This window comes from Phycicoccus sp. 3266, from assembly GCF_031456495.1.
In the GTDB taxonomy this organism is placed as follows: Bacteria; Actinomycetota; Actinomycetes; order Actinomycetales; family Dermatophilaceae; genus Pedococcus.
This window is the reverse complement of the sequence record NZ_JAVDUW010000001.1, coordinates 1,664,862-1,690,012: the sequence shown is the minus strand read 5'-3', so window position 1 is coordinate 1,690,012 and position 25,151 is coordinate 1,664,862. Positions and strand designations below refer to the sequence as shown.

25 protein-coding genes are annotated in these 25,151 nt (G+C 73.0%); 11 read left to right on the top strand and 14 right to left on the bottom strand.

From position 1 onward, the window contains the following. Positions 1 to 48: 48 nt before the first annotated feature. Positions 49 to 1,623 carry a protealysin inhibitor emfourin gene (locus J2X64_RS08080; RefSeq protein WP_310152135.1) on the bottom strand — a complete coding sequence of 525 codons (1,575 nt, stop codon included), beginning with the start codon at positions 1,621 to 1,623 and terminating at the stop codon, positions 49 to 51. Positions 1,624 to 1,767: 144 nt separating this feature from the next. On the opposite strand from J2X64_RS08080, the gene J2X64_RS08075 reads away from it, so the two are divergent. Next, positions 1,768 to 2,523 (top strand): metallophosphoesterase family protein, encoded by a 756-nt coding sequence (locus J2X64_RS08075; RefSeq protein ID WP_310152133.1) that lies wholly within the window; start codon positions 1,768 to 1,770, stop codon positions 2,521 to 2,523. Positions 2,524 to 2,557: 34 nt separating this feature from the next. Here J2X64_RS08075 and J2X64_RS08070 read toward each other — a convergent pair whose 3' ends face one another. Next, entirely contained in the window at positions 2,558 to 3,454 is an 897-nt protein-coding gene (locus J2X64_RS08070; protein ID WP_310152131.1) for an SDR family oxidoreductase, read from the bottom strand. Between the two features lie 114 nt (positions 3,455 to 3,568). Here J2X64_RS08070 and J2X64_RS08065 point away from each other — a divergent pair, with 114 nt between their 5' ends. After that, a complete protein-coding gene (locus tag J2X64_RS08065; protein ID WP_310152129.1) occupies positions 3,569 to 4,168 on the top strand; it encodes a helix-turn-helix domain-containing protein in 600 nt (199 codons plus the stop codon). Here J2X64_RS08065 and J2X64_RS08060 read toward each other — a convergent pair. The 5 genes from J2X64_RS08060 to J2X64_RS08040 form a co-directional block, all read right to left on the bottom strand. Continuing rightward, on the bottom strand, positions 4,159 to 4,710 hold the full coding sequence (locus tag J2X64_RS08060; protein ID WP_310152126.1) for a DciA family protein: 552 nt from the start codon (positions 4,708 to 4,710) through the stop codon (positions 4,159 to 4,161). The two genes, J2X64_RS08065 and J2X64_RS08060, sit on opposite strands and share 10 nt — an antisense overlap. Positions 4,711 to 4,777: 67 nt before the next feature. Further along, a complete protein-coding gene (gene recF / locus J2X64_RS08055; protein WP_310152124.1) occupies positions 4,778 to 5,977 on the bottom strand; it encodes a DNA replication/repair protein RecF in 1,200 nt (399 codons plus the stop codon). A gap of 35 nt (positions 5,978 to 6,012) precedes the next feature. Next, positions 6,013 to 7,107 carry a phosphogluconate dehydrogenase (NAD(+)-dependent, decarboxylating) gene (gnd, locus tag J2X64_RS08050; protein WP_310152121.1) on the bottom strand — a complete coding sequence of 365 codons (1,095 nt, stop codon included), beginning with the start codon at positions 7,105 to 7,107 and terminating at the stop codon, positions 6,013 to 6,015. Positions 7,108 to 7,283: 176 nt separating this feature from the next. Beyond that, positions 7,284 to 8,417, bottom strand: a complete 1,134-nt coding sequence (gene dnaN, locus J2X64_RS08045; protein WP_310153178.1) for a DNA polymerase III subunit beta — start codon at positions 8,415 to 8,417, stop codon at positions 7,284 to 7,286. 725 nt (positions 8,418 to 9,142) lie between these two features. After that, positions 9,143 to 9,859 (bottom strand): TetR-like C-terminal domain-containing protein, encoded by a 717-nt coding sequence (locus tag J2X64_RS08040; RefSeq protein ID WP_310152117.1) that lies wholly within the window; start codon positions 9,857 to 9,859, stop codon positions 9,143 to 9,145. 122 nt (positions 9,860 to 9,981) lie between these two features. On the opposite strand from J2X64_RS08040, the gene J2X64_RS08035 reads away from it, so the two are divergent. Further along, a complete protein-coding gene (locus tag J2X64_RS08035; RefSeq protein ID WP_310152114.1) occupies positions 9,982 to 10,509 on the top strand; it encodes a nitroreductase/quinone reductase family protein in 528 nt (175 codons plus the stop codon). On the opposite strand, the gene dnaA is transcribed toward J2X64_RS08035, so the two are convergent. Next, positions 10,490 to 11,974 (bottom strand): chromosomal replication initiator protein DnaA, encoded by a 1,485-nt coding sequence (gene dnaA, locus J2X64_RS08030; protein WP_310152111.1) that lies wholly within the window; start codon positions 11,972 to 11,974, stop codon positions 10,490 to 10,492. The genes J2X64_RS08035 and dnaA overlap by 20 nt on opposite strands. Before the next feature lie 444 nt (positions 11,975 to 12,418). On the opposite strand from dnaA, the gene rpmH reads away from it, so the two are divergent. From rpmH to J2X64_RS07990, 8 genes are all read left to right on the top strand, one after another. Further along, positions 12,419 to 12,556, top strand: a complete 138-nt coding sequence (gene rpmH, locus J2X64_RS08025; RefSeq protein ID WP_106297453.1) for a 50S ribosomal protein L34 — start codon at positions 12,419 to 12,421, stop codon at positions 12,554 to 12,556. An 11-nt stretch (positions 12,557 to 12,567) separates the two neighbouring features. After that, the gene (rnpA, locus tag J2X64_RS08020) at positions 12,568 to 12,936 is read left to right on the top strand and encodes a ribonuclease P protein component (RefSeq protein WP_310152103.1); all 369 of its coding nucleotides are present in this window, start codon (positions 12,568 to 12,570) and stop codon (positions 12,934 to 12,936) included. Then, positions 12,933 to 13,208 carry a membrane protein insertion efficiency factor YidD gene (yidD, locus tag J2X64_RS08015; RefSeq protein ID WP_310152101.1) on the top strand — a complete coding sequence of 92 codons (276 nt, stop codon included), beginning with the start codon at positions 12,933 to 12,935 and terminating at the stop codon, positions 13,206 to 13,208. Before rnpA ends, yidD begins: the two co-directional genes overlap by 4 nt. A gap of 96 nt (positions 13,209 to 13,304) precedes the next feature. Then, positions 13,305 to 14,363, top strand: a complete 1,059-nt coding sequence (gene yidC, locus J2X64_RS08010; protein WP_310152098.1) for a membrane protein insertase YidC — start codon at positions 13,305 to 13,307, stop codon at positions 14,361 to 14,363. Positions 14,364 to 14,374: 11 nt separating this feature from the next. Then, entirely contained in the window at positions 14,375 to 15,046 is a 672-nt protein-coding gene (locus tag J2X64_RS08005; RefSeq protein ID WP_310152093.1) for a R3H domain-containing nucleic acid-binding protein, read from the top strand. A 219-nt stretch (positions 15,047 to 15,265) separates the two neighbouring features. After that, positions 15,266 to 15,892: a 16S rRNA (guanine(527)-N(7))-methyltransferase RsmG gene (gene rsmG, locus J2X64_RS08000; protein ID WP_310152090.1), complete on the top strand. Its 627-nt coding sequence runs from the start codon at positions 15,266 to 15,268 to the stop codon at positions 15,890 to 15,892. Between the two features lie 237 nt (positions 15,893 to 16,129). After that, on the top strand, positions 16,130 to 17,278 hold the full coding sequence (locus tag J2X64_RS07995) for a ParA family protein (protein ID WP_310152087.1): 1,149 nt from the start codon (positions 16,130 to 16,132) through the stop codon (positions 17,276 to 17,278). 13 nt (positions 17,279 to 17,291) lie between these two features. Further along, positions 17,292 to 18,461 carry a ParB/RepB/Spo0J family partition protein gene (locus J2X64_RS07990; protein WP_310152084.1) on the top strand — a complete coding sequence of 390 codons (1,170 nt, stop codon included), beginning with the start codon at positions 17,292 to 17,294 and terminating at the stop codon, positions 18,459 to 18,461. Positions 18,462 to 18,608: 147 nt separating this feature from the next. Here J2X64_RS07990 and J2X64_RS07985 read toward each other — a convergent pair whose 3' ends face one another. The 6 genes from J2X64_RS07985 to J2X64_RS07960 all read right to left on the bottom strand — a co-directional run bounded on the left by J2X64_RS07985 (position 18,609) and on the right by J2X64_RS07960 (position 25,132). Beyond that, positions 18,609 to 19,784 (bottom strand): N-acetylmuramoyl-L-alanine amidase, encoded by a 1,176-nt coding sequence (locus J2X64_RS07985; RefSeq protein WP_310152081.1) that lies wholly within the window; start codon positions 19,782 to 19,784, stop codon positions 18,609 to 18,611. Positions 19,785 to 20,091: 307 nt separating this feature from the next. Next, on the bottom strand, positions 20,092 to 20,418 hold the full coding sequence (gene trxA, locus J2X64_RS07980; protein WP_310152078.1) for a thioredoxin: 327 nt from the start codon (positions 20,416 to 20,418) through the stop codon (positions 20,092 to 20,094). A 77-nt stretch (positions 20,419 to 20,495) separates the two neighbouring features. Further along, on the bottom strand, positions 20,496 to 21,533 hold the full coding sequence (gene trxB, locus J2X64_RS07975) for a thioredoxin-disulfide reductase (protein WP_310152075.1): 1,038 nt from the start codon (positions 21,531 to 21,533) through the stop codon (positions 20,496 to 20,498). A gap of 123 nt (positions 21,534 to 21,656) precedes the next feature. Beyond that, a complete protein-coding gene (locus J2X64_RS07970) occupies positions 21,657 to 22,442 on the bottom strand; it encodes a hypothetical protein (protein ID WP_310152073.1) in 786 nt (261 codons plus the stop codon). Between the two features lie 124 nt (positions 22,443 to 22,566). Then, positions 22,567 to 23,115 (bottom strand): RNA polymerase sigma factor SigM, encoded by a 549-nt coding sequence (gene sigM, locus J2X64_RS07965; RefSeq protein WP_310152071.1) that lies wholly within the window; start codon positions 23,113 to 23,115, stop codon positions 22,567 to 22,569. 16 nt (positions 23,116 to 23,131) lie between these two features. Beyond that, the gene (locus tag J2X64_RS07960; protein WP_310152069.1) at positions 23,132 to 25,132 is read right to left on the bottom strand and encodes a protein kinase family protein; all 2,001 of its coding nucleotides are present in this window, start codon (positions 25,130 to 25,132) and stop codon (positions 23,132 to 23,134) included. Between the last annotated feature and the right edge of the window lie 19 nt (positions 25,133 to 25,151).

Here is a 25,151-nt window from a genome sequence, read left to right as displayed (position 1 = left end):
CGCGACGCGGCGACCCAGCGCCAGCCTCCGGCGCCCATCCCACCGGCCTCAGCCGTCGAGCGTCCGGCTGAGCAGGTCGCGGACGTCCTCGGGGAGGTCCAGCTCGGCCAGGTCCACCTCGTCGGAGTCCGGGGGACAGGCGACGTGGTAGGTGAACGCGTCCGGGACGACGCGCCCCCGACGGGCAGCCAGCGCGTCCAGCCCGTCGTCGGCCAGCAGCCCGCGCCACGCGTGCGCGTCGGCGTCGGGCAGCTCGGCCAGCGCGACGGTGCGGTGACGCTGCTGACCGGCGATGCCGCCCGTCCGGCGCACCCGCACCGCAGCACCGGGCTGGGCCGCGCCGGTCGACGCGGAACCGCCCGACGCACCACCATCCGACGCCGAGCCGGCAGCTGCGGCACCGGCGCCACCCGAGCCGGCAGCGCCGGACGCGGCCGACCCGGACAGCACACCCACCCGGACCCACGCGTCGCGCACGGCGCGCGCCTGCGGTGAGCCCGCGGCATACCTGGCCTCGGCGGCGGCCACCGTGAGCCCGGCGAAGGTGGCGAAGTCGCAGTCGGCGGCGATGGTGCCGCCGGTGAGGACGTCGTACCAGACCTGGCCGGCGCCCTCCCAGGCGTTGCCGCCGATGGCGGTCGCGGCGAGGTAGAACGCGTGGTTGGGGATGCCGGAGTTGATGTGCACGCCACCGTTGTCGTCGGTGGTCTGCAGGTAGCCCGACATGTCGGCGGGCTGCGGGTCCCTGCCGAGCTGGGGGTCGTCGTAGGCCGTGCCCGGAGCCTTCATCGACCGCAGGGCGACGCCCTTCACCGACGGGGTGAACAGGCCCTTGCCGATCAGCCAGTCCGCCTGGTCCGCCGTCTCGCCGGCGGCGCGCTGGCGCACGAGTGACCCGAAGACGTCGGAGATGCTCTCGTTGAGCGCCCCGGGCTGGCCCTGGTAGGTCAGGCCGGCCGTGAGCTCGGTGACACCGTGGGTGAGCTCGTGCCCGATGACGTCGACCGCCACGGTGAACCGGGTGAAGACGCGGCCGTCGCCGTCCCCGAAGACCATCTGCGTCCCGTCCCAGAACGCGTTGTCGTAGTCGGTGCCGTAGTGCACCGTCGCGAGCAGTGGCAGACCCTCGTCGTCGAGGGAGTCGCGGCCGTACTGGTCGCGGTAGAGCTGCCACGTCGCGCCGAGCCCGTCGTAGGCCTCGTCGGCCGCGGCGTCGCCCGTCGTGGGGTCGCCCTCACCGCGGACCCGGCGCCCCGGGAGCGTCTGCGTGCCGCCGGCGTCGCTGACCACGCGCTGCGGGGTGGTCCCGTCGTCCGGGGCGACCCCACCGCCCCCGGCCGGCCGGGCGGTCGCCCCACCGGCAGCCCCACCACCGGCAGCCCCACCACCGGCAGCCCCACCACCGGCAGCCCCGGGGCGTCCGCCGCCGGCAGCCCCGGGGCGTCCGCCGCCGGCAGCCCCGGGGCGTCCGCCGCCGGCGCCCCGTCGCGAGCGCCACTCCCCGTCGCGGTCGAGCGTCCGGGAGGCGCAGTGCGCCACCTCGCCGGACCCCTGCCGCGACAGCGCCTCGAGCAGGTAGGGCGGGACGATCGTGCAGCGGTGCGACTCGGACATCTCGGGCATGGGCCCAATGGTGCTCCCGTCCCCCGACAGCGGCGACCGCACGCCGCCGGGCGCCCCTCCACCCGCCCAGCCGCCCCGTTCCACCCCGATCCGCCGGCGGCGAACAGCCGGCCGCACGGGCCGGGCACGGCATACGGTCGCTGCATGGTCGAGTCCGTCGCGGTCCTGTCCGACGTCCACGGGGTGCTGCCCGTCCTCGAGGCGGTGCTCGCCGAACCGGACGTCGCGGCCGCCGACCTCGTCGTCGTCTGCGGCGACCACGCCGCCGGACCGATGCCGGTCGAGACGCTCGACGCGCTCGCCGCCCTGGGGGAGCGGGCCGTGCTCGTGCGCGGCAACGCCGACCGCGAGCTGGTCGACGTCGCCCGCGGCGGCACGAGCGAGCACCCGGAGTCGCAGTGGGCCGGGTCCCAGCTGCGCCCCGACCAGGTCGAGCTGCTGGCCGGCCTGCCGCACCCGGTGACCGTCGACGTCGACGGGTTCGGGTCGGTGCTCGCGTGCCACGGGTCGCCCCGCGACGACGAGGAGGTCGTGCTCGTCGACACCCGGCTCGAGCGCTGGGCCGAGGCGTTCTCCGGGCTGCCCGACGACGTGCGGACCGTGCTGTGCGGCCACACCCACATGCCGTTCGCGCGCCTGGTGGACCGTCGCTGGGTGGTCAACCGGGGGAGCATCGGTATGCCGTACGGGCGCCCGGGGGGCGCGTGGGCACTGCTGCGCGGCGGCCAGGTGTCGCTGCGGCACACCGAGGTCGACCTCGAGGCGGTCTGCGCCCGGGTGGTGGCCGAGTCGGGGTACGACGACCGGCTGGCCTGGGTGGACGAGTACCTGCGGGGTCGCTACTCCGACGCCGACGCCCTCCCGGTCTTCGCCCCACGCGACGGGCGCTTCCACCCCTGACGGCCGTGCGCGGGGCGAGGCGCCCGCCCGGGGGTCAGGCCCCGTCGTAGGCCCCGGCCGCGATGTCCTCGAGCAGCGTGGGGTGCGTGGGTGACCACCCGAGCCGCGCCCGGGTCGGGTCGCTCCCGGCGGACAGGTCCATGGCGAAGAAGCCGCCGATCCAGCCGAAGTGGTCCGCCACGTCGTCGGGGGCCACGGAGCGTGTCGGCAGACCGAGCCGCGCACCGATGGCCTCGGCGATGTCCCGGGTGGTCACGCCCTCCTCGGCTACCGCGTGCACCGCGGAGCCCGCAGGGGAGGCGTCGAGGGCCAGGGCGACGAGCCGGGCGGCGTCGAGCAGGTGCACCGCGGACCAGCGGTTGTCCCCGTCCCCCGGGTAGGCCGCGACACCCGTGCGGCGGGCGACGTCGACGATGCTGGCGATGAAGCCGTGGTCGCCCCGACCGTGGACCGTGGGGGCGAACCGCAGCGCCACGGAGTGCACGCCCCGCTCGACGAACTCCATCGCCAGGGACTCGGTGCCACCACGAGGCGCCTGTGGGCCACGGGCGGGGTTCTGCTCGTCCTCGGTGGGTGCCCGCCCGTCGACCCGGAATGCCACGCCGGAGGCGAGGAGCAGTCGCCGCCCGCTTCCCTCGAGCTCGGAGGTGAGGGTCTCGACGGCAGCGCGCTCGGCCCGGACCGACTCCGCCGGATTGCTCCAGTCGTGCTTGTTGGCCAGGTGGACCACCGCCTCGGCCGCGCGGGCGCCGCGACGCAGTGAGTCCAGGTCGTCCAGGTCCCCGCGGACGACGGTCACGCCACGGCCCTCGAGGGCCGCTGCAGACGTGTCGGTCCGGGCGAGGCCGCTCACCTCGTGCCCCGCGGCGAGCAGCTCGGGCACGACGGCCGATCCGATCCAGCCGGATGCTCCGGTGACGAACACGCGCATGGTTCCTGCCTTTCCGTGGTCGCCCGGGCTCGGCGACCTCTGGTTGTGATGTCAGGGTGTGACATCACGCTACCACTCCCATGACAGACTCTGACATCACCTAGGATGGCCGTCATGGGTCGATGGGAGCCGGGAGCGCGGGCGCGGCTGCGTGACGCCGCCCTCGACCTGTTCTCCGAGCACGGGTACGAGCAGACGACGGTCGCGGAGATCGCCGCCCGGGCCGAGCTCACCGAACGGACCTTCTACCGCCACTTCGCCGACAAGCGTGAGGTGCTGTTCGACGGCCAGGAGCAGTTCGTCGCCAGGTTCGTCGAGCCGATGACCACGGGCCCGACGACCACGAGCCCGACGACCGAGGGACCCGGGTCGACCGGGGCGCTCGACCTCGTGGCCGCTGCGCTGCGAGGAGCGGGGTCCTACTTCACCCCCGCCATGAAGGGGTTCGCCACCCGCCGGCAGGCCGTCATCGAGGCGGAGCCCTCCCTGCGCGAGCGCGAGCTGCTCAAGCTCGGGTCGCTCGCTGACGCCCTGGCCGACGCGCTCGTGGCACAGGGTGTCCCGACCGACCGGGCCACCCTCGCCGCCGAGGCCGGGGTCAGTGTCTTCCGGGTCGCGTTCGCGAGGTGGATCGCCTCGGGGGACGACCGCTCACTGCAGGATCACCTCGACCACGCCCTGGACGAGCTGAGGTCGCTCACCGCTCAGCCGTAGGTGTCGCGGGGACCCGGGCCCTGGGACCGGCGCGGGCCCCGGGACCAGGACGGGGCGCTCGGCCCGACGATCCTGAGCGCGCTGACCGTGCCCTTGCCGCTCTCGGCCTCGATCCGCTCCATGATGCTCGACTCGAGCAGGGTGAGCTGCACCGTCCAGGCGGTGGAGTCGGCGCGCACGGTGAGCACGCCCCCCTCGAACGTCACCGGCGTGCAGTGCTGGGCCACCTCGTCCCCGACGATCTGCGGCCACCGCCCCATGACCGAACCCACCGCGACGTCGACCTGCCACCCGCGGTCCACGAGCAGCCGGTCCATCTGGTCGCCGAGCAACAGCGGGTCGCGGCCGTCCCGGTTGGCGCGGCTGCCGTCCACGCCGGGCCGGCGACGGCGCATCGGCTTCAGGCCCGGGCGCAGCCCCTTCTCCCGGGCGGCAGCACGGGCGCGCTGCAGGGCCGCGGCCGCGGCGTCCTCCGCCTCCGGATCGGCCGCGGCTCCCGGAGTTCCGTCCGCCGGCGCCGCCGGCGCCGGCGGCTCATCCACCGGCGCCCGGTCGACCGGGAGTGCGTTGGGTGGCACGGGCTGTGACCCGTCCCCCCGGCCCGGCAGCTCAGGCACGCTGGACCACCTCGCCCAGGCTCACGGCATACGACCGGCCGGCCAGACCCGCCGGCACGTCCGCCTCGACGGCCGCGGTGATGAGCACCTGCTCGCAGTCGGCCACCATCGCGGCGAGCCGCTCGCGCCGGCCCGAGTCGAGTTCGGCGAAGACGTCGTCGAGGATGAGCACCGGGTCCTCGCCCAGGTCGTGGCGCAGCAGCTGGTATGCCGCGAGCTTGAGGCCGAGCGCGAAGGACCAGGACTCGCCGTGGCTGGCGTACCCCTTGGCCGGGAGCTCGCCGAGGGTGAGGACGAGGTCGTCGCGGTGCGGGCCGACGAGGGAGACGCCGCGCTCCACCTCGCGGTCGCGCACCTCGTCGAGCGTGGCCAGCAGCTCTCGGCGCAGCTCGTCGGCCTCGGGCACCTCGCCGACGGCGATGCGGGCGGCTGTCTCCTCGCGCAGCGAGCTCTTGTAGGCGATGCGCGCGTCGGACTGGCCGGCGCTCACCTCGTCGTAGGCCTTCCCCAGGTAGGGGCCGAGGTCGCGGACCAGCCGCAGGCGGGCGTAGAGCAGCTGGGAGCCGACGGTCGCGAGGTGGTCGTTCCACACGTCGAGGGTGTGCAGGGCCGACGCGCGCGCGTCCGCTTCGGACTCCTCGCCGGGTCGGGGCGGTCGTCGGCGACCGCCGCGTCGCAGCACCGGCTGGGCCGAACGCAGGAGGGCCCCGCGCTGCTTGAGGATCTTGTCGTAGTCGCTGCGCACCCCCGCCCACCGCGGCTGGCGGGCGACGAGCAGGTCGTCGAGGAACCGGCGTCGCTCGGAGGGGTCGCCCTTGACCAGCGCGAGGTCCTCGGGGGCGAAGAGCACCGTTCGCAGGGTGCCCAGCACGTCCCGCGGCCGGGAGACAGGGGATCGCCCCAGCCGGGCCCGGTTCGCCCGGCCGGGGTTCAGCTCGAGCTCGAGCAGGGTCTCCCGGCCCTCGCGCACGACAGCCCCGCGGACCACGGCCTGCTGGGCGCCGAACCGCACCAGCGGCTGGTCGGTCGCGACCCGGTGGCTCGACAGGGTCGCGAGGTAGCCGATCGCCTCGACGAGGTTGGTCTTGCCCTGGCCGTTGAGGCCGACGAGCGTCGTGACCCCGGGCTCGAGCGGGAGCTCGGCCGTCGCGTAGCTGCGGAAGTCGGCGACGGACAGGTGACGGACGTGCACGGGTCCTGCCGATCAGCCCGCAGCGGGCCCGGCGGTCACCGGCTGCGCTTGCGGGTGGACCCCGAGCCCGAGGTCGCGCCCGAACCGCCGGTCGAGCCGGTGCCGGAGGAGGGGCCGGCCGAGGCGGCCTTCCGACCCTTGGCGGCGGCCTTCGCGGCGCTCTTGGTCGGCTTCTCCTTCGGCGCGACCTTGGCCTGGGCCTCCTTCTCGTGCTTGGGGGCACCCTCGGCGCGCAGCTTCTCGCCCTCGGCGACGGTCATGACCTGGTGGCCGCCGAACCCGCCGCGCAGCGCCGCAACGGCCTGCATCGTCGGCGACTCCTGCTGGCGCGAGGCGAACCGGGAGAACAGCGAGGCCGAGATGACCGGCATGGGCACCGAGTTGGCGATGGCCTCCTCGACCGTCCAGCGGCCCTCGCCGGAGTCGACGGTGTAGCCGGAGACGTCCTCGAGGTGCGGGTTCTTCTCCAGCGCGTCGACGAGCAGGTCGAGCAGCCACGACCGGACGACGGTGCCGCGGGTCCACGCCTTGAAGGCGCCCGGGACGTCGGTGACGATGTCCTTGGCCTCGAGCAGCTCGTAGCCCTCGGCGTAGGCGGCCATGAGCCCGTACTCGATCCCGTTGTGGACCATCTTCGTGTAGTGCCCGGCGCCGACCTTGCCCGCGTGGACGAAGCCCTCCTCGCGGGGGCCCTCCGGCCGCAGCGCGTCGAACAGCGGCATGGCCTTCTTCACGTTGGCCGCGGAGCCGCCGACCATGAGGCCGTAGCCGTTCTCCAGGCCCCAGATGCCGCCGGAGACGCCGCAGTCGAGGTAGCCGATGCCCTTGCCCTTGAGCAGCTTCTCGTTCTCGAAGTCGTCGGTGAAGCGGCTGTTGCCGCCGTCGATGACCAGGTCGCCCTTCTCGAGCAGGTCGCCGAGCTTGGCCACGGTCTGGCGGGTCGGGTCGCCCGACGGCACCATCACCCAGACCACGCGCGGGGCGTCGAGGGCCTTGACCAGCGCGGCGAGCGACTTCACGTCGGAGATGTCGGGGTTGAAGTCGAACCCGACCACCTCGTGCCCTGCGCGGCGCAGCCGCTCGCGCATGTTGCCGCCCATCTTGCCGAGACCGATCAGACCGAGCTGCATGTGAGGAGCCTTTCCGTGCTGTCCAGGGGGACGCGGGTACGCCGCTGTGCCGGCCACCCGGCACACCCGCAGGCCCGGTGGGGCGTGGCTCAGGCTACGCCCGGGGGTGCTCGCCCCGCGAAGCGAGGAGGGTCCGGCGCGGGGAGGCGCCAGGGTCCGGCGCCGCGGGGGGCGGGTCAGCTGGCGAAGCGGACCGGCATGAGGACGTACCGGTAGGAGGTGTCGGCCTCGCCGTCCTGCTCCTCCTGACCGGACAGCACGGCCGGGCGCGAGGGCTGCGTGAACGACAGCCGCGTGAACGGCGTCCCCACGGCGCCGAGGCCGTCGAGGAGGAACTGGGGGTTGAACGCGATCTCGAGCTCGGGGCCGGTGAGGGTCGACTCGACCGCCTCGGACGCCTGGGCGTCGTCGCCGGTGCCGGCCTCGATCGCGACCTGGCCGTCGGTGAACCTCAGCCGCACGGGAGTGTTCCGCTCGGCGACCAGCGCGACGCGCTTGACCGCCTCGACGAGCTCGCCGGTGGAGACCACTGCCTCGCTCTCGACGCTGGTGGGGAAGATCGAGGTGACCTTGGGGTACTCGCCGTCGAGCAGTCGGGTCGTGGTGCGGCGCTGGCCGGCCTCGAACCCGACGAGGCCGTCGCCCCCGGCGGACGAGCCGAGGGCGATCTCGATCGAGCCCGACGCGCCGAGGGCCTTGGCCGTCTCGGAGAGGGTGCGGGCCGGCACGAGCGCGAGGTGCGTCGCGTCGGTGCTGTTGGGGTTCCAAGTGAGCTCGCGCATGGCCAACCGGTAGCGGTCGGTCGCGAGCAGCGTCACCTTGGAGCCCTCGATCTCGACCCGCACGCCGGTGAGGATCGGGAGGGTGTCGCCGCGGTCGGCGGCGACGGACACCTGGGCGACCGCCTTGGTGAAGACGTCGCCGGCGATGGTGCCGCTGGCCTCGGGGGCGGTCGGCAGGGTCGGGTAGTCGTCGGCCGGCATCTGCATGAGGCTGAACCGGCTGGACCCGCAGGTCACCGACACCTTGCTGCCGTCGGTCGTGACGTCGACCGGCTTGGCCGGCAGGTTGCGGGAGATGTCGGCGAGCAGCCGGCCGAGGACGAGGACGGTACCTGCCTCGCTCACGTCGGCGGGGACCGTGACCTTGGCCGAGACCTCGTAGTCGAACGCGGACAGGGTCAGCGACCCCTCGTCGTTCGCCTCGATCAGGACTCCCGCGAGCACCGGGACGGGCGGTCGGGCCGGCAGGCCACGGGCCACCCAGGTCACGGCGTCGGCGAGGACCTCACGTTCGACCCGGAACTTCACCGCTGTACCGCCCTTCACGCCCGGCCACCGCACGGACCCACTGCCTCGGAGATGTGCCCATCGACGAGCTGAGGTGCCACCGATGGAATTCGCACCGACCCTAGTGGGCGCTCGCGGTGCGGCCAACCCGGATCGGTGGAATCGGTCCGCCCGTGGTTCCTGTCATTTGCAGGTCGGTGGGTCGAGCGGGTCGGGCCGGGTTGGTACTCGGGGCGGGATTGCTGAGTTGAGGGATCTCATCATCGTTGTAGGGGGTGTGGGAACTGTGGACGACGCGCGTCGTCGCAGGTCAGCGGCCCGTCTGGCCTGTGTATGCCGCGTGGACCGGCCCGCGGACGAGCGGGCCCCCGGTGTGGACGACCGATCGCCGCCCACAGGGCCTCCACACCCCGGAGGCCACCGGTCCCCAGCGCGGCGCGTGCCGTGCACGGGTTGTCCACGGGTTGTCCACAGGGTCTGGGGGAAAGGCTGTCCGTTCGGACGATGGTCGTGGGGTCCACCCACATACCCACAGAGTTGTCCACAGGTGTGGACCACGGGGGGTTCGTCCGGTTGTGACCGAGTTCGTGCTGCGGGACGACGGCCTGTCGGGGTTCCTGAGCACCGTGTCGGCGGCGTCCGGGCGGAGGTTGCCGTTCGGTGAACGAGTGGACACAGGTGTGGACAACGTTGTGGAGAACGGTGGACAGCCCGTGGACGACGGCTGTGGAGCCCGGCCGGCGGGGTCAGTCGTCCGTCAGGACGAGTCGTCCCGCGACGCCCACCATGTGGTCGAACCAGGCCTGCGGGTCGGCCACCGTCTGCCGCCCGAGCTGCCCGAAGACCTCGGCGCTCAGCGTCCCCATCACCAATGACCATGCCGCCATGCCCGCCAGGAGCGCGTCGGCGTCGATGCCGCTGCCCTCGAAGAAGGGGTCTGCCAGCATCTGCTCCGCACTGGCGCGTGCGCCGGGGGGCGGGGGCCCGTCGGTGGGCGCGGTCGCGAGCCGGCCGGCCCGGGCTGCGTCGTCGAGCAGCCGGAGCACCAGGGCCAGTACCCGCGTGCCGGGCTCGGTGGTGCGCTCCGCGGGGGCCGCGTAGTCCGGGACCGGGGACCCGTAGAGCAGGGCGTACTCGTGCGGCCTGGCGAGCGCCCAGTGGCGCATCGCGCCGGCGACCGCCTGCCACCGGCCATCGAGGTCGTCCGCGTCGACCGCGTCGTGCGCCCGCTCCACCTCCTCGGCGAGCGAGGTGTACGCGGCGACGATGAGCAGGGTGAGCAGGTCGTCGCGGCTGGCGACGTAGCGGTACAGCGCCGAGGAGACGACGCCGAGGTCGCGGGCGACGGCCCGCAGCGACAGGGCGGCCGCACCCTCGCGGGCGAGGTGGCGCAGGCCGATCTCGACGATGTCCGCCTCCACCGCGGCACGGTGCCGCGCGCGCACTCCTCCACCGGTCGGCATACGCCCATTCTGCCACACATCTGGAACTGGTGCTCTCTTTTGTGATCGCTGCTCTTGACAGTGCGGCGGTCGAGGGCGTTCCATGGGCGAAACAGAGAGCAGTGTTCACGAAAGGAACCGTCATGAGCGAGAAGAAGCCCGCGCACGGCACCACCCAGCGGTACGTCATGCCCACCACGGCCGGCGCTCGGCGGACGCTGCGGCTGACCAACGGGACCGTCGCCTGGCTCACCGCCCACGGGGTGTCCCTCGCCGGCTCACGCATCCTGGCCGTCCGCGGCCGCACCAGCGGTGCCTGGCGCACGACCCCGGTCAACCCGCTGGTCGTCGACGGCCGGCGCTACCTGCTCGCCCCGCGCGGGCACACCCAGTGGGTGCGCAACCTGCGCGTCGTGGGCTCCGGCGAGCTGCGCCTGGGTCGCCGGGCCGAGGCCTTCACCGCGACCGAGGTGCCCGACCAGGACAAGCTGCCGGTGATGCGCGAGTACCTGCGCCGGTGGGCCTGGGAGGTCGGCCAGTTCTTCGACGACCTCGACAAGGACTCCAGCGACGAGCAGCTGCTGGCGGCCGCACCCGGCTTCCCCGTGTTCGAGATCGAGCCGGCCGCGTCGGCCGCGCCGGCCCGGCCGGTCAGCGGGACTGCTGCTTGATCCGGTTGGTGAGCTCGGTGACCTGGTTGTAGATGGCGCGGCGCTCGGCCATGAGCTGGCGGATCTTCTTGTCCGCGTGCATGACCGTGGTGTGGTCGCGGCCGCCGAACTGCTGCCCGATCTTCGGCAGGGACAGGTCGGTGAGCTCGCGGCACAGGTACATCGCGATCTGCCGGGCCGTCACCAGCACGCGCGACCGGGACGTGCCGCACAGGTCCTCGATGGTCAGCCCGAAGTAGGCCGCGGTCTGGGCCATGATCGTCGCGCTGGTGATCTGGCTGCCCTGCTCGGTCGGGATGAGGTCGCGCAGCACGATCTCGGCCAGGCCCATGTCGACGCTCTGCCGGTTGAGGCTGGCGAAGGCCGTCACCCGGATCAGCGCGCCCTCGAGCTCGCGGATGTTGGTCGAGATCCGGCTGGCGATGAACTCGAGCACCTCGTCGGGGGCGCTCATCCGCTCCTGGATGGCCTTCTTGCGCAGGATCGCGATGCGGGTCTCGAGGTCGGGCGGCTGGACGTCGGTGAGCAGCCCCCACTCGAACCGGCTGCGCATCCGCTCCTCGAAGCCGCTCAGCAGCTTCGGCGGCAGGTCGCTGGTGATGACCACCTGCTTGTTCGCGTTGTGCAGCGTGTTGAAGGTGTGGAAGAACTCCTCCTGCGTCTGCACCTTGCCCTGCAGGAACTGGATGTCGTCGATCAGGAGCACGTCGACGTCGCGGTACCGCTTCTGGAAGTTGGCGGCCTTGTCGTCACGGATGCTGTTGATGAAGTCGTTCGTGAACTCCTCGGAGTTCACGTACCGCACCTTGACGTGCGGATAGAGGTTGCGCGCGTAGTGGCCGATCGCGTGCAGCAGGTGGGTCTTGCCCAGCCCGGACTCGCCGTAGACGAACAGCGGGTTGTACGCCTTGGCCGGCGCCTCCGCGACCGCGACCGCCGCCGCGTGGGCGAACCGGTTGCTGGCCCCGATGACGAACGTGTCGAACGTGTACTTCGGGTTGAGCCGGGTCGCGGACTCGTCCGTGGTCAGGACCTCGGCCCGGGGCAGGCGCTGGGGCTCGGCGGCCGGGATCGGCATGCTGGCCGGCGGGGTCAGCGGCTGTGCGGGAGCCTGCGCGTGCGCCTGGTGCGCGGTTGCGTCGTATGCCGTGGGGGCTGCGGGACCGGGGGCGACGCCGACAGTGTCCTCGGTGACCGTGTCCAGGGCCGGGTCGACCGTCACGGCGAGGTGGACCGGGGCACCGAGCTGGTCGGACAGGGCGCGGGTGACCGCCTCACGGATGCGCTGCTCGAGCACGTCCTTGGTGTAGTCGTTGGGCACCTTCACCACGGCGGTCCCGTCGAGCAGGCCCGCCAGGCGGCCGAGGCTCAGGAACGCGCGCTCACGGACGGGGAGCCCGTCGGCGTCCAGGGTCGTGATCGTGTTCTGCCAGATCTGTGCATAGTCCAGATCGGCTTGGCTCACGAGGTCCACATCCCTTTCGACGTCTGTGCGGTGCTGCCCTTGTCGCAGGGTCATGGTGCCTTGTCCACATGTTTGTCCACAACCTGTGGGGAACGTGGGACAAGGGGGGGACCGTAACAAGGTGCGGGTGCGCGGAGCAACCGGATCCGGGAAAATGAGCAGCTGGGGCACGACCTCGTGGGTCGCTCCTCGGCGTGTCGGACCGGAAAGCGACGTTTCGTGCTGGTAGAGGGCGGCTCGCTCGCATGCGGTCGTGCTGGTTTGACCCTGTGCCGCGCGCTCGCGTACCGTGGAGCAGGCCTGTCGGCCGTTTTCGCATGCCCGTGACGCTCGATCTCCGGTGGTGGTTCCGCCGGTGCGTCGTGGCGGGTTTCCGATTGCGGCCGACCAGGCGCCCACCCCGACTCATCAGGCCCGCCGGGCTGACCAGCAACGGAGAATCTCGTGAGCAAGCGTACTTTCCAGCCGAACAACCGCCGCCGGGCCAAGACCCACGGCTTCCGCCTGCGGATGCGCACCCGTGCGGGTCGCGCCATCCTGTCGGCCCGTCGTCGCAAGGGTCGCTCCGAGCTCTCCGCCTGAGGCAGACCCCGGTGCTGCCGGCGGGGCACCGGCTCCGTGCGAGCTCGGACTTCGCCGCAGCGCTCCGGGGGCCCAGGGGAGCCCGGGCCGGCTCCACGCTGATCGTGGTCCACGCCAACCAGACCGACGCGCGTGCGGGACAACCGCCGCGGGTCGGTTTTGTTGTCTCCAAGGCCGTGGGCACGGCCGTCGTGCGCAACCGGACCAAGCGTCGGCTGCGGGCACTGATGGCGGCCCGGCTCTGGGACATCCCCGCGGGCACCGACGTGGTCGTGCGTGCGAATCCTGTTGCGGCACAGGCGGATTCGTCCGCCCTGGGTGCTGAGCTGGACCGCCTCCTGGGGCGCGTCCTGGGCCGGTTGGGTGGTGCACGGGCATGAGCGACATCGGCAGGACCCTGCAGAAGGTGGCGGCGGCGCCGCTCATCGGCCTGATCGTCGTGTACCAGCAGGTCATCTCCCCGATGCGGCCCCCGACCTGCCGCTACTACCCGTCGTGCTCGGCATACGCCCTCACCGCGATCCGGCGGTTCGGCCCCTTCACGGGAACCTGGCTGGCGCTCAAGAGGTTGCTCAGGTGCCATCCGTGGACCCCCGGCGGGGTGGACCACGTGCCGGAGAAGCGGCCGGCCACCCCGTCCCACGCCCACTAGGGCCGCGGACACCAGACCTGCCGGACCTGCGGCGCACCGCCGAGGACCGGACCACCGGTGGGACCCCTACGGGACCATCACCAGATTGAGGACACGATGAGTTTCAGCTCCCTGGTCTACCCGTTCGAGTGGATCGTCGCCTGGATCCTGTACGGCTGGCACAGCCTCTTCACGCTCATCGGGATTCCGCCCGCCTCGGGCTTCGCCTGGGTCATGTCGATCATCGGCCTCGTGGTCGTGATGCGGGCGGCGATGATCCCGCTGTTCGTCAAGCAGATCCACGCCTCGCGGCGGATGCAGCTCATCCAGCCCGAGATGCAGAAGATCCAGGCCAAGTACAAGGGCAAGAACGACCCGGACTCCCGTCAGGCCATGACGCAGGAGACCATGGACCTGTACAAGCGGACCGGGACCAACCCGTTCAGCTCGTGCCTGCCGATCCTGCTGCAGTCCCCGTTCTTCTTCGGCCTCTTCCGGGTGCTCAACGGCCTGCAGGGCATGGCCGCCGGCACCAAGGACACCATCGGGCCGATCACGCGTGACCTGGCCCGGCAGGCGGAGCAGTCGACGCTCTTCGGTGCGCAGCTCTCGGACAAGTTCATGGGCTCGGACACGGTGACCGTCAAGGTCGTGACCGTCGTCCTCATCGTGCTCATGTCGCTGTCGACCTTCACCACGCAGCACCAGCTGATGCGCAAGAACATGCCGGCGTCCGCGCTGGACAACCCCTTCGCGCGGCAGCAGAAGGTCCTGCTCTACGTCATGCCGCTGTTCTTCGCGATCTCCGGTGTCAACTTCCCCATCGGTGTCCTGCTCTACTGGCTCACCACCAACGTGTGGTCGATGTGCCAGCAGTTCTACGTGATCCGCCGCATGCCGGCCCCGGGCTCCCCCGCGGAGCAGGCGCTGCGTGAGCGCAAGGCCAAGCGCGGCAAGGTGCACGAGGAGTTCACCGTCAAGGGCCTGGACCAGGCGCCGGCCGAGGAGGCCAAGCCGGTCTCCGGGCAGCGCCAGCAGCCGAGCCGCAAGAAGAAGAAGAAGGCGCCGGCGGCGAAGGCGCCGAACGGCGCGCAGGGCAAGAGCCCGGCCAAGACCCCGTCCTCGGGCGCGAACACCTCGGCCGTCGCCGAGAACAAGCCCCACACCGACAACTGAGAGTGACCCCGATGAGCGAGCACGACACCGTGACCGAGGCGACGACGACCGTCGCCGGTTCCCCTGACGACGCCTCCACCACCCCGCAGGCGGACGCCGAGACGGTTGCCCCGCAGGCCACCGACGAGACCGCCGCTGTCGATGCCGACGAGGCCACGGACGAGGCCGCAGGCGCCGACGACACCGTCGCCCCCACGAAGTCGCGCGGGCGCGCCGACCTCGAGCGTGAGGGTGAGGTCGCTGCCGACTTCCTCGAGACCCTGCTGGACATCGCCGACCTCGACGGGGACATCGACGTCGACATCGACGGCGACCGTGCATCGGTCTCCATCGTCGACTCCGAGGACGGCCGGGTCCCGCGCCGTCTCGTCGGGCAGGACGGCAAGGTGCTCGACGCCCTCCAGGAGCTCACCCGCCTCGCCGTCCAGTCGGCCACCGGTGAGCGCAGCCGCCTCATGCTCGACGTGGCCGGTCACCGCGCCGAGCGTCGCGCGGCGCTCGTGGCGGTGGCCCAGGAGGCCATCGCCGAGGTGAAGGCCAGCAACGCGTCGGTGGCGCTCGACCCCATGAGCGCGTTCGAGCGCAAGGTCGTCCACGACGAGGTCCTTGCCGCCGGCCTGGTGTCCGAATCCGACGGGGTGGAGCCGCGACGTCACGTCGTGGTGCGCCCGGCCGCGTCCTGATCCGTTTCACGTGAAACAGCGCGCATGACGACTCGCCACCACGGCGCCGACGACGGGCGCGGTACCGGAGCTTCCGGTGCCGCGCCCGTCGCGTCTGGTCCCGACGTCCCCGGCCCCGTCGACGACCCAGCCGTTTCCGCAGCCCAGCCGGCCCCGGAGCCCCAGCCGGCTCCTGAGCCGCCCGCTGCCGCTGCGGTCGTGTTCGGCGACCGCCTCGACATGGCAGTGCGCTTCGCCGAGGTCCTCGCGGACACCGGCGTCTCGCACGGGTTGATCGGTCCCCGCGAGGTCCCCATCCTCTGGGAGCGGCACATCCTCAACTGCGCCGTCGTCCACGAGGCCTTCCCGCAGGGTGCTGCGATTGCCGACGTCGGCTCCGGCGCGGGCCTGCCCGGGCTGGCCCTGGCGATCGCCCGTCCGGACCTGCAGCTGCACCTGGTCGAACCGTTGCTGCGGCGCACGAACTGGCTCGAGGACACGGTCGGCGCGCTCGGGCTCGCGAACGTCACCGTCGTCCGAGCCCGGGCCGAGGAGCTCCACGGCCGGCTCCACGTGCCGTATGCCACGGCACGCGCCGTGGCCCGGATCGACAAGCTCGCGCGGTGGACGTTCCCGCTGCTCGTCCCGGGCGGTCAGCTGGTCGCTCTCAAGGGGGCCTCGGCCGCCGACGAGCTGGCGGCGCAGGAGAAGGTGCTGCGGCGGCTGGGCATGACCGACGCCGCCATCGAGACCTACGGGTCAGGACTGCTCGACCCGCCCACGCTGGTGGTCCGCGCCACCGTGACGCCGCGGGCGTCGTCCGGCTCGACGAAGGACCGTAGGAAGTCCCGACGCCGATCCGGATGAGTAGACGCGGAGGACCGACGGTGCGCGACGACACGGCGACGTGCGGTTTCGCGGGTGGGGCCCCGGTGCCGGTCAACGGACCAGCCTCCCGCGGTCACCGGCGTCGGCCACATAGGGTTGGATGATGTCCATGGCCAGCAAGGAGACAGTGTGAGCACGGCGGTACGACACCTCGACCGTGGGTTGGGCTGGCCGTCGCTGGCGGGCCACCCGACCAGCGCCCTGGGATGGCCGGGCATGGACGGCACCCCGCAGGCGAGCGCTGTTTCACGTGAAACAGCTCCGGTTGCCACTGCCTCCGCATCGGAGCCCGGGACTGGGGCCGACGCCCTGGAGCAGCACGCCGACGGTGGCACCGCGGCCCAGGCGGCGCCTGTCACTGGCGACGCAGAGGCAGCCGCCCACGCCCTTGCCGCCGTCTCCGTTTCACGTGAAACAGACGAGCGTGACGAGCTGGCGTCGTCGCTGCCCCGGGTGGATGCGGATACTCCGCTCGCCCTTGCGGTCGCCGAGGACGCGCGCAAGCGCATCGCCCTGACGGGACGGGTCTTCCCCAAGCCGGCAGCCACGCGCGTCCTCACCGTCGCCAACCAGAAGGGTGGTGTCGGCAAGACCACGACGACCGTCAACATCGCGGCTGCCCTGGCGCAGGCCGGCCTGACGGTCCTCGTCATCGACATCGACCCGCAGGGCAACGCAAGCACCGCGCTGGGCATCGAGCACCACTCCGAGGTCATCAGCATCTACGACGTGCTGGTGGAGGGAACCCCCATCGCCGAGGTCGTGCAGGAGTGCCCGGACATCCCGGGACTGTGGTGCGCACCGGCCACCATCGACCTCGCGGGCGCGGAGATCGAGCTCGTCTCGCTCGTCGCCCGGGAAACCCGCCTGCAGAAGGCGATCGCCGCGTACCTCGAGCACACGACCGCAGCAGGGGAGGCTGTGCCGGACTACGTGCTCATCGACTGCCCGCCGAGCCTCGGACTCCTCACGGTCAACGCGTTCGTGGCGGCGCACGAGGTCTTCATCCCGATCCAGTGCGAGTACTACGCGCTCGAGGGGCTGTCCCAGCTGCTCAAGAACATCGAGCTGATCCGCAGCCACCTGAACCCGACCCTCCACGTGTCGACCATACTGCTGACCATGTACGACGGCCGGACGCGGCTGTCGGCGCAGGTCGCGGAGGAGGTGCGGGCCCACTTCCCGGACCAGGTGCTGCGCAATACCGTCCCGCGCAGCGTCCGGATCTCCGAGGCTCCGAGCCACGGGCAGACCGTCATGACGTACGACCCCAACTCCAGCGGCGCCCTGTCCTACCTCGGGGCGGCGGCCGAGCTCGCCGATCGCGGCACCACCCCGACCACCAGCGCTCCCGCGCAGAACTGAGAGAGAACCAGCGATGAGTGAGAAGCGCCGTGCGCTCGGCCGAGGCCTGGGCGCCCTGATCCCGAACGCCCCCGCCACCGCCACCAGCCGTCCGGTCGACGTGTTCTTCCCCGACCAGCGCCCGGCTGCCACCGACGGCGAGGGCAACGTCGCGCCCGAAGCGGGAGACGCGGCCGCGGCGGCGGAGCAGGCCGGCTCGACGACCGGCCCGCAGCGGGACGGGTCCTCCGACAAGTCGGGGCAGGACGCGGGCGCCGGTTCCGCCCAGGGTGACGCGACGGCGACGCAGGACGCCGGTACCGACGAGACCGCCGAGGGCGCGGCGGCGGACACGGGCCTCGCCCCGGTGCCGGGTGCCTCGTACGGCGAGATCCCGCTGGACGAGATCCGGCCGAACCCGCGCCAGCCGCGCTCGGTGTTCGACGAGGACGACATGGCCGAGCTCGTCCACTCCATCCGCGAGATCGGCGTGCTCCAGCCCGTCGTCGTCCGGCCCATCTCCGCGGGCCGGGACGGCGACGTGCCCGAGGGTGTGCGGTACGAGCTCATCATGGGTGAGCGGCGTTGGCGCGCCTCCCGTGAGGCGGGCAAGGAGACGGTCCCCGCGATCGTCAAGGAGACCGAGGACGACGACCTCCTGCGCGACGCGCTCCTGGAGAACCTGCACCGCAGCCAGCTCAACCCGCTGGAGGAGGCGGCGGCCTACAGCCAGCTCCTCGAGGACTTCGGCTGCACCCACGACGAGCTCGCCGGTCGGATCGGCCGCTCGCGCCCGCAGATCTCCAACACGCTACGCCTGCTGAAGCTGCCGCCCATGGTCGCCCGCCGGGTCGCCGCCGGCGTGCTGTCCGCGGGTCACGCCCGCGCGCTGCTCTCCCTCGAGGACGGGGGCGCCATGGAGCGCCTGGCCCAGCGCATCGTGGCCGAGGGGCTCAGCGTGCGCAGCGTCGAGGAGATCGTCGCCCTCGGAGGTGACCTCGGCGACAAGGCCAAGCCGCGCCGGCCCCGAGCCGGCAGCCGTCACCCCCAGCTGGACGACCTGGCGGCCCGGCTCTCGGACCGGTTCGACACCCGCGTCGCGATCGCCCTCGGTCAGCGCAAGGGCAAGCTCACGGTGGAGTTCGCCTCCGTGGAGGACCTCAATCGGATCGTCGACCTGCTGGGTGTGGACCCGCGGGGCTGACAGACTGCCTCACCCGACTGCACCAACCGGCAGGTCGCCGAACGAGCCGCGCCACTGCGCATCACCCGACGAAGCCCGAATTCCCTTGTCCAGCAAGGGAATTCGGGCTTCGTCGGGTGATGTCGGAAGCGGCTCGTGAGGGCTGCCTCAGCCGTGGGCCGCGAGGTAGGCGCGCAGGTCGCCCAGGCGCAGGACACCGGTGGTCGCGGTGTCGTCGTCACCGAGGTAGAGGCGCTGCAGGCTGACCACGACGGCCTCGGCGAGGACGTCGCGGAAGGCCGGGTCGGCGAGCCGGCGGGCGTCCTCGGGGTGGGACAGGTAGCCCGCCTCCACCCGGACCGCAGGCATCGTCGTGTGCGTCAGCAGGGTCCACGAGCGACCGTGCGAGCGGCAGTTGGCCAGGCCGGTGCGGGCGACGACCTCGCGCAGCACGAGGTCGGCGAGCTGCTCGCCGACGGCGGACCAGGCGGTCTTGCGGTCGCGGCCGAAGAAGAAGGTGGCCACGCCGCTGGCGTCCTGGGCCTCGTGGGAGTCGCAGTGCAGCGACAGCACCACGTCGGCCCCGGCTGCGTTGGCGATCGCCGCGCGTTCCTCCTCGGTCGGGTCGGTGTGCTCGGTGCGGGTGAAGACGACGGAGACGCCGATGGCGGTGAGCCGCCCCTCGATGCGGCGGGCGAGGTCCATGACGATCTCGGACTCGACGAGGCCGTTGCCGGTGGCACCCGTGCTCTGGCCGCCGTGGCCCGGGTCGAGGACGACCGTGCGCCCGCTGAGGTTGTGGCCCGACCGGCGGACCCGCTCGCGCTCACGCAGCACGGTGGCGGAGCCACCCGAGACCGACCGGCGCAGGTCCTGGAAGGCGCGCAGGGTCGCGGGACCGACGGACCCGTCCCCGGGGAGGCCGTAGGCGCGCTGGAAGGCCCGCACCGCACGCTCGGTCTCGGGGCCGAAGCGACCGTCCACCCGCCCGGCGGTGAAGCCGAGGGTGTTCAGCCGCTCCTGCAAGGCGGTGACGTCGTCGCCGCGCATGAGGTGGCCGGGGGTGTGCACGAGGAGGCGGTCGCCGAGGTGCCACCGGGCGCCGTCGAGCGCCGTGAAGGTCTCGACGCCCACGACGCCGTCGACGATGAGGCCCTTGTGCTGCTGGAAGGCGCGGACCGCTCGCTGGAGGCCCTCGTCGAACACCTCCTCGCCCCCGGGGCCGGCCGGAGCAACGCCCTCGGGCAGGTGGGCGGGGGAGAGGGCGGCGAGCCGGGCCCGGACGTCGGCGACGGCGGGGCCGGAGCTGCCGAGGCCCAGCAGGCCCTGCTTGCTGTCGGACACGAGACCTCCGTGCGGCGGGTCGGGACGGGTGGACTGGACGGGGCTCGCACGGTGCGGTGATGCGGGCCCGTCGGGGTGCCTCGACCGCGTCTGTGCAGGTCAGGGGCGCATGGCGACGGACCACCGGGGTGGTGGTGACGTCCGAGCCTAGGTCAGGTGGGGGCCGCGCACCAACCTCAACCGCGGTCCGGACCCGGGGCGACGACACCCCGGGAACGACGATGCCGGCCGGTCCCGGAGAGGGACGCGGCCGGCATACGTCGTCGTGGACCGGCGCCGGCGGCACCCGGAGGTGCCGCGAGGCGGATCAGCCCAGGTAGTCGGCGAGCTCGCGGACCAGCTTGGGCTTGGGGAGGGCGCCGACGAGGGTCTTGACGACCTCGCCACCCACGTAGACGTTGAGCGTCGGGATGCCGGTGATGCCGTAGCGGCTGCTCACCTGGACGTTCTCGTCGGTGTTGAGCTTGACGACCTCGATCTTGTCCTTGTGCTGCTCGGCCAGCTCCTCGAGGATCGGGGCGACGGCGCGGCACGGGCCGCACCAGGGTGCCCAGAAGTCCACCAGGACCGGCTTGTCGTTCTTGAGGACGTCGGCCTCGAAGGTGGCGTCCGTGGTGTCCTTGATGGCTCCCACTCGGGGGCTCCTTTCGGTGGTGCTCTACGGGGTTGAAGGTCGCGGCCAGCGTCGCAGGCCGCGGTGACAGCGGTGGGTCAGCGCACGCCGACGGTGGCGTGCTCGGGGTTCTCCTGCTCGATCAGCGCCTCGGACTGCGCCGGGGCGCCCGCCTCGAGGTGCTCGGCGAGGTACTTCTCGGCGTCGAGGGCGGCCGCACAGCCCGAGCCCGCCGCGGTGATCGCCTGGCGGTAGGTGTGGTCGACCAGGTCGCCGGCCGCGAAGACGCCGGGAAGGTTCGTGCGGGTGGTGCGGCCCTCGACGAGCACGTACCCCTCGTCGTCCAGGGCGACCTTCTCGGCGTCGGTGGTGCCGGTGAGCAGCTCGTTGCGCGGGTCGTGCCCGATCGCCACGAACAGGCCGGTGACAGGCAGCTCGCGGGTCTCGCCGGTGACGGTGTCCCGCAGGGTGACGCCGGTCAGCTTGGCGTCGCCGTGGATCTCGGCCACCTCCGAGTTCCAGGCGAACGTGATCTTCGGGTTGTCCAGGGCGCGCTGCGCCATGATCTTGCTGGCCCGCAGCTCGTCGCGGCGGTGCACGATCGTCACCGACCTGGCGAACTTGGTCAGGAACGTGGCCTCCTCGACGGCGGAGTCACCACCGCCCACGACCGCGATGTCCTGGTCGCGGAAGAAGAACCCGTCACAGGTGGCACACCACGAGACGCCGTGGCCGGACAGGCGCTTCTCGTCCGGCAGCCCGAGCTCGCGGTACGCCGACCCCATGGCGAGGATGACGGCGTGGGCGCGCCAGGTGTTGCCCTCGGCGTCGGTGACGACCTTGACGTCGCCCTCGAGCGAGACGGACTCGACGTCGTCGGTGATGATCTCGGCGCCGAAGCGCTCGGCCTGGGCGCGCATGTTCTCCATGAGCTCCGGGCCCATGATGCCGTCGCGGAAACCGGGGAAGTTCTCCACCTCGGTCGTGTTCATCAACGCGCCACCGGCAGTGACGGCGCCCTCGAAGAGCACGGGACGCAGGTTCGCGCGTGCGGCGTAGACGGCTGCCGTGTACCCCGCCGGGCCGGACCCGATGATGATCAGACTGCGGATGTCGGCAGGTGCGGTGGTGCTCACGCGGCTACAGCCCCTTGTGGTCGAGAAGTGGGAGCACCGCTACATGCGGTGTCGAGTACGTCAACCGATCGTAGGGCCTTTGTGTTCCACGAACCGCCCGGAGGCCTGCGGCACGCCGGGTGCTCAGGGGAGCGGGACGGGGCCGGCCAGGCGCGCCGGGTGGGTGCGGTCGCACTCGGGCCCCACGGCATACACCTGCTGGCCGGTGTCGCTGCTGACCACGGCCACGACCGCCTCGCGGCCCTCGTAGCTCGCGACGTCGGCCCACACCGGCATCCAGGCCTCGACGCCGAGCGTGGTCAGGCAGGCGCGCAGCCCCTCCTTGCTCTCTGCGGGGCCCGCGGCGCCGGCCGGCGCGCCCTTGCCCGGTGAGGTGCCGTTCTCGCGACTGGCGCGGACCTGCTGGACCAGCGCGGCGGCGGTGTATGCCGTGCCGGTGCCCACGAGCGTGACCGCGCCGGTCGCTCCGGGGGCGCGTTCGCCGACGGCGATGCCCGGGCTCGTCGCACCGTCAGAGGGCGGGGTCAGGGCCGGGGACGACATCGCGCTGCTCTCCGCACTCCCCGCCGAGCCGGAGGAGGACTCACCGGCCAGCAGGGCCGTCACCCCGCCGAGGCCGCCGCCGGCCAGCGCAGGGAGGCCGACGGCCACGGCGGCGACGGCCGCCGCGGCCACACCGAGTTGCTTCCAGCCCCAGCGGCGACGTGGGGCCAGCGGGACCACGGTGGCGCCGTTGGACCCGTCGTGCCGGCGCCGGGCCTCCTGCTCGGCCGTGAGGGAGGCCTGGATCCGGGCGACGAGGTCGTCGGGCATCGGCCCGGGGTCGGGCAGGGAGCCGAGGAGCGCGCGGATGCCGGTGGGGTCCTCGTCGAGGTCGTCGGGGTCCGGCGGCACGGGCGGGGTGCTCACCACGACGACCTCCGGATCGAGTACGGGAACGGGCTGCGGGTGTCGCCGATCGGTGCCGGCTCGGGAGCCGGGGGACCACCCGGGCGACGGGCGGCCGCGCTGCGGTGGCGACATGGGTAGGACGTCACGACTGCCCCGAAGGTTCCCGCAGCAGCCTGGCCATGGCCTCGCGGCCCCGGCTGCAGCGTGACTTGACCGTGCCCTCGGCGACGCCGAGGACCGCGGCGGCCTCCACGACCGACAGCCCGTGCATGTCGACCAGCACGAGCGCGAGCCGCTGGCCCTCGGGGAGCTGGTCGAGCGCCTCGCGAACGTCGAGCCGGGTGTCGACGGCGCCGTGGTCGTCGTGCCGGTCGGCGAGCTCGCGCTCGGGCAGCTCGCTGGTGGGCCGGTCGCGCCGCAGGCGGTCCAGGCAGGCGTTGACGACGATGCGGTGCAGCCAGGTCGTGACCGCGGCGTCGCCGCGGTAGGAGTCGGCCCGCCGGAAGGCGGAGACGAACGCGTCCTGCACGCAGTCGGCGGCCAGCTCGCGGTTGCCCGTGGTGCGCATCGCCACCGCCCACATGCGGTCGCGGTGGCGCCGGAACAGCTCACCGAACGCGTCGGGATCGCCCTCGACGTGGGCGCGCATCAGCTCGCGGTCGTCGCGCTCCCGCAGCGAGGTGTCCCCCATGCCCGTGCCGCCCGGGTCAGCGGACGGTGACCTCGGCGAGCGTCGCCCGGTAGCGGCCGTCGGAGACCTGCGAGAGCTGGGTGAACCAGACGAAGACGTACTGGCCCTGGACCGGGGCGCCGTCCTTGGTGAGGGTGATCGTGCCGGACTTCCCGGACGTGGACCCGATCTCGGTGGCGGTGTCGCGGTTGCGGTCGGGCCCGACGGAGACGGTGACGTCCGCGGCGTCCGGCAGCACGATCCGCACGGAGTGGACCGCCCGCACCTGGCCGAGGTCGAGCCGCACGCCGACGCCCTTCTTGAGCCCGCCGAGGTTGGCGCTGGCGTACCCCTCCGAGCTCCAGAACGTGCTGGTCTTGCCGTCGTACACGCGCGGTGCCTCGCCGTTGCGCTCGGCGTTGTCGCCTTCCGGGTCGTAGCCGGTGGCGCCGAGGACCGGGTACGGCTCGCCGCCCTGGGCGCCGCCCGTGGTGGTGGCGCTCTGGCCGGGGGTCACCGTGGCCGGGGGGGCCGTGACCGTGACGGTGCCCCGGGGGGTGGGGGCACTGCCGAGGCCCAGGTCGGTGTTGGAGCCGATCCGGGAGACGCCCCAGACACCCAGGACGGTGACCAGGACGAGGAACAGGGCGATGATGCCGAGCACCATCTTGGACTGGTCGCGGGTCGGCGGGGCGGACAGCTCCTGCGGGAGGAGGGGCAGCGGCGGGTCCAGGGGCTCGCCGGTCTCGACGAGGGCGTCGTCGAGGCTGATCCGGCGCGCCTCGGCCCGCTCCTGCGCGGCCTGGCGCTGGGCCCGGCGCTCCGCCGCCTTGTCCGCCGTGGCGCGGGCGAAGCTGCCGACCTTGTGGGCGGCATCCGCAGCCGCGTGACCGGCAGCCTGTCCGGCGGTCCCCAGCGCGGACCCCACGGCGCCCGCCGCGGCGGCGGCACCGGCGGCTGCAGCGGCGCCGCGCGGGGGGCCGGACGTGCCGTCGTCGCCCGTCTCGGTCCCGAGGTCGGTCGTGGCAGCACCGGCGGGCTCGAAGCGCAGGGGCGCTGTGGGCGTGGCCGCGTGGTCGACCGGGGTGGCGGGGTGCAGCTCGCCGGCCGGTGGCGCCGGCAGGACCTGGGTCGCCTGGGGGTCGGCGCCGGCGGCACCCGCCGACGCGGGAGCGGGCTGCTGGCCGGTGGCGTCGGTCGCCCAGGGCAGGTCGGCCAGCGGGAGGGCCACGGTCGGGTTCGAGTCGTCCTCCCGGGCGGACGCGGCGATCCCGGCCACCTGGGACGTCGCCCAGGGCGCGATCTGGCTCGCGAAGTCGCCGGGGGTGAGCGGGCCCTGGTCCTCGTTCAGCGTGAGGCGGCACAGGGCGTCGAGGTCACCCGGGACGCCGGCCGCGATCTCCGACGGCGCGGGCACCCCGCTGATCACGTGCGGCGCCGCCTCCAGCCCGGCACCCGTGCCGGGCAGCGGCCAGCGGCTGGTCAGCGCGGCATACGTGATCGCCACGATGCCCACCGCGTCGGTGCGGGCGGCGACGTCCGGCTCGACGTCCTCGACCTCCGCCATGGCGGCCGCGGTGGCCAGCCCGCGCACCTTGACGGTGCCGTCGGGGCCGCGGAGCACGGCGTGCGGGGTGAGGCGGAGGTGGTGCAGGCCCCGGCCACGGGCGGCCTCGAGGCCGGTCGCGGCCTCGCCGGCGACCCGGCGCGCCTCCTCGGCGGGCAGGCCGCCCTGCTCGAGCAGCTGGGTGAGGGTGTGCGCGTCGCGCAGCAGCTCCTCCACGAAGAAGGCGATCCCCTCGGACCGGCCCACGTCCAGGACGCGCACGAGGCGCGCGTTGTCGATGCCTGCCGCACGGCGGGCGGCATCGAGGGTGGCGTCGGCGTGCGACTCGGTCTCGGCGAAGCAGACCACGACGACGTCCCGGTCGAGGGTGGTGTCGTGGGCCGACCAGCGCTCGCCGCGGGTCAGCTGCTCCAGGCGTCGCTGGACGGCGTACCGGCCGCCGAGCACCGTCGAAGGGCCTACCCCGTGCACGCTGCCTCCCTCGGTCTCC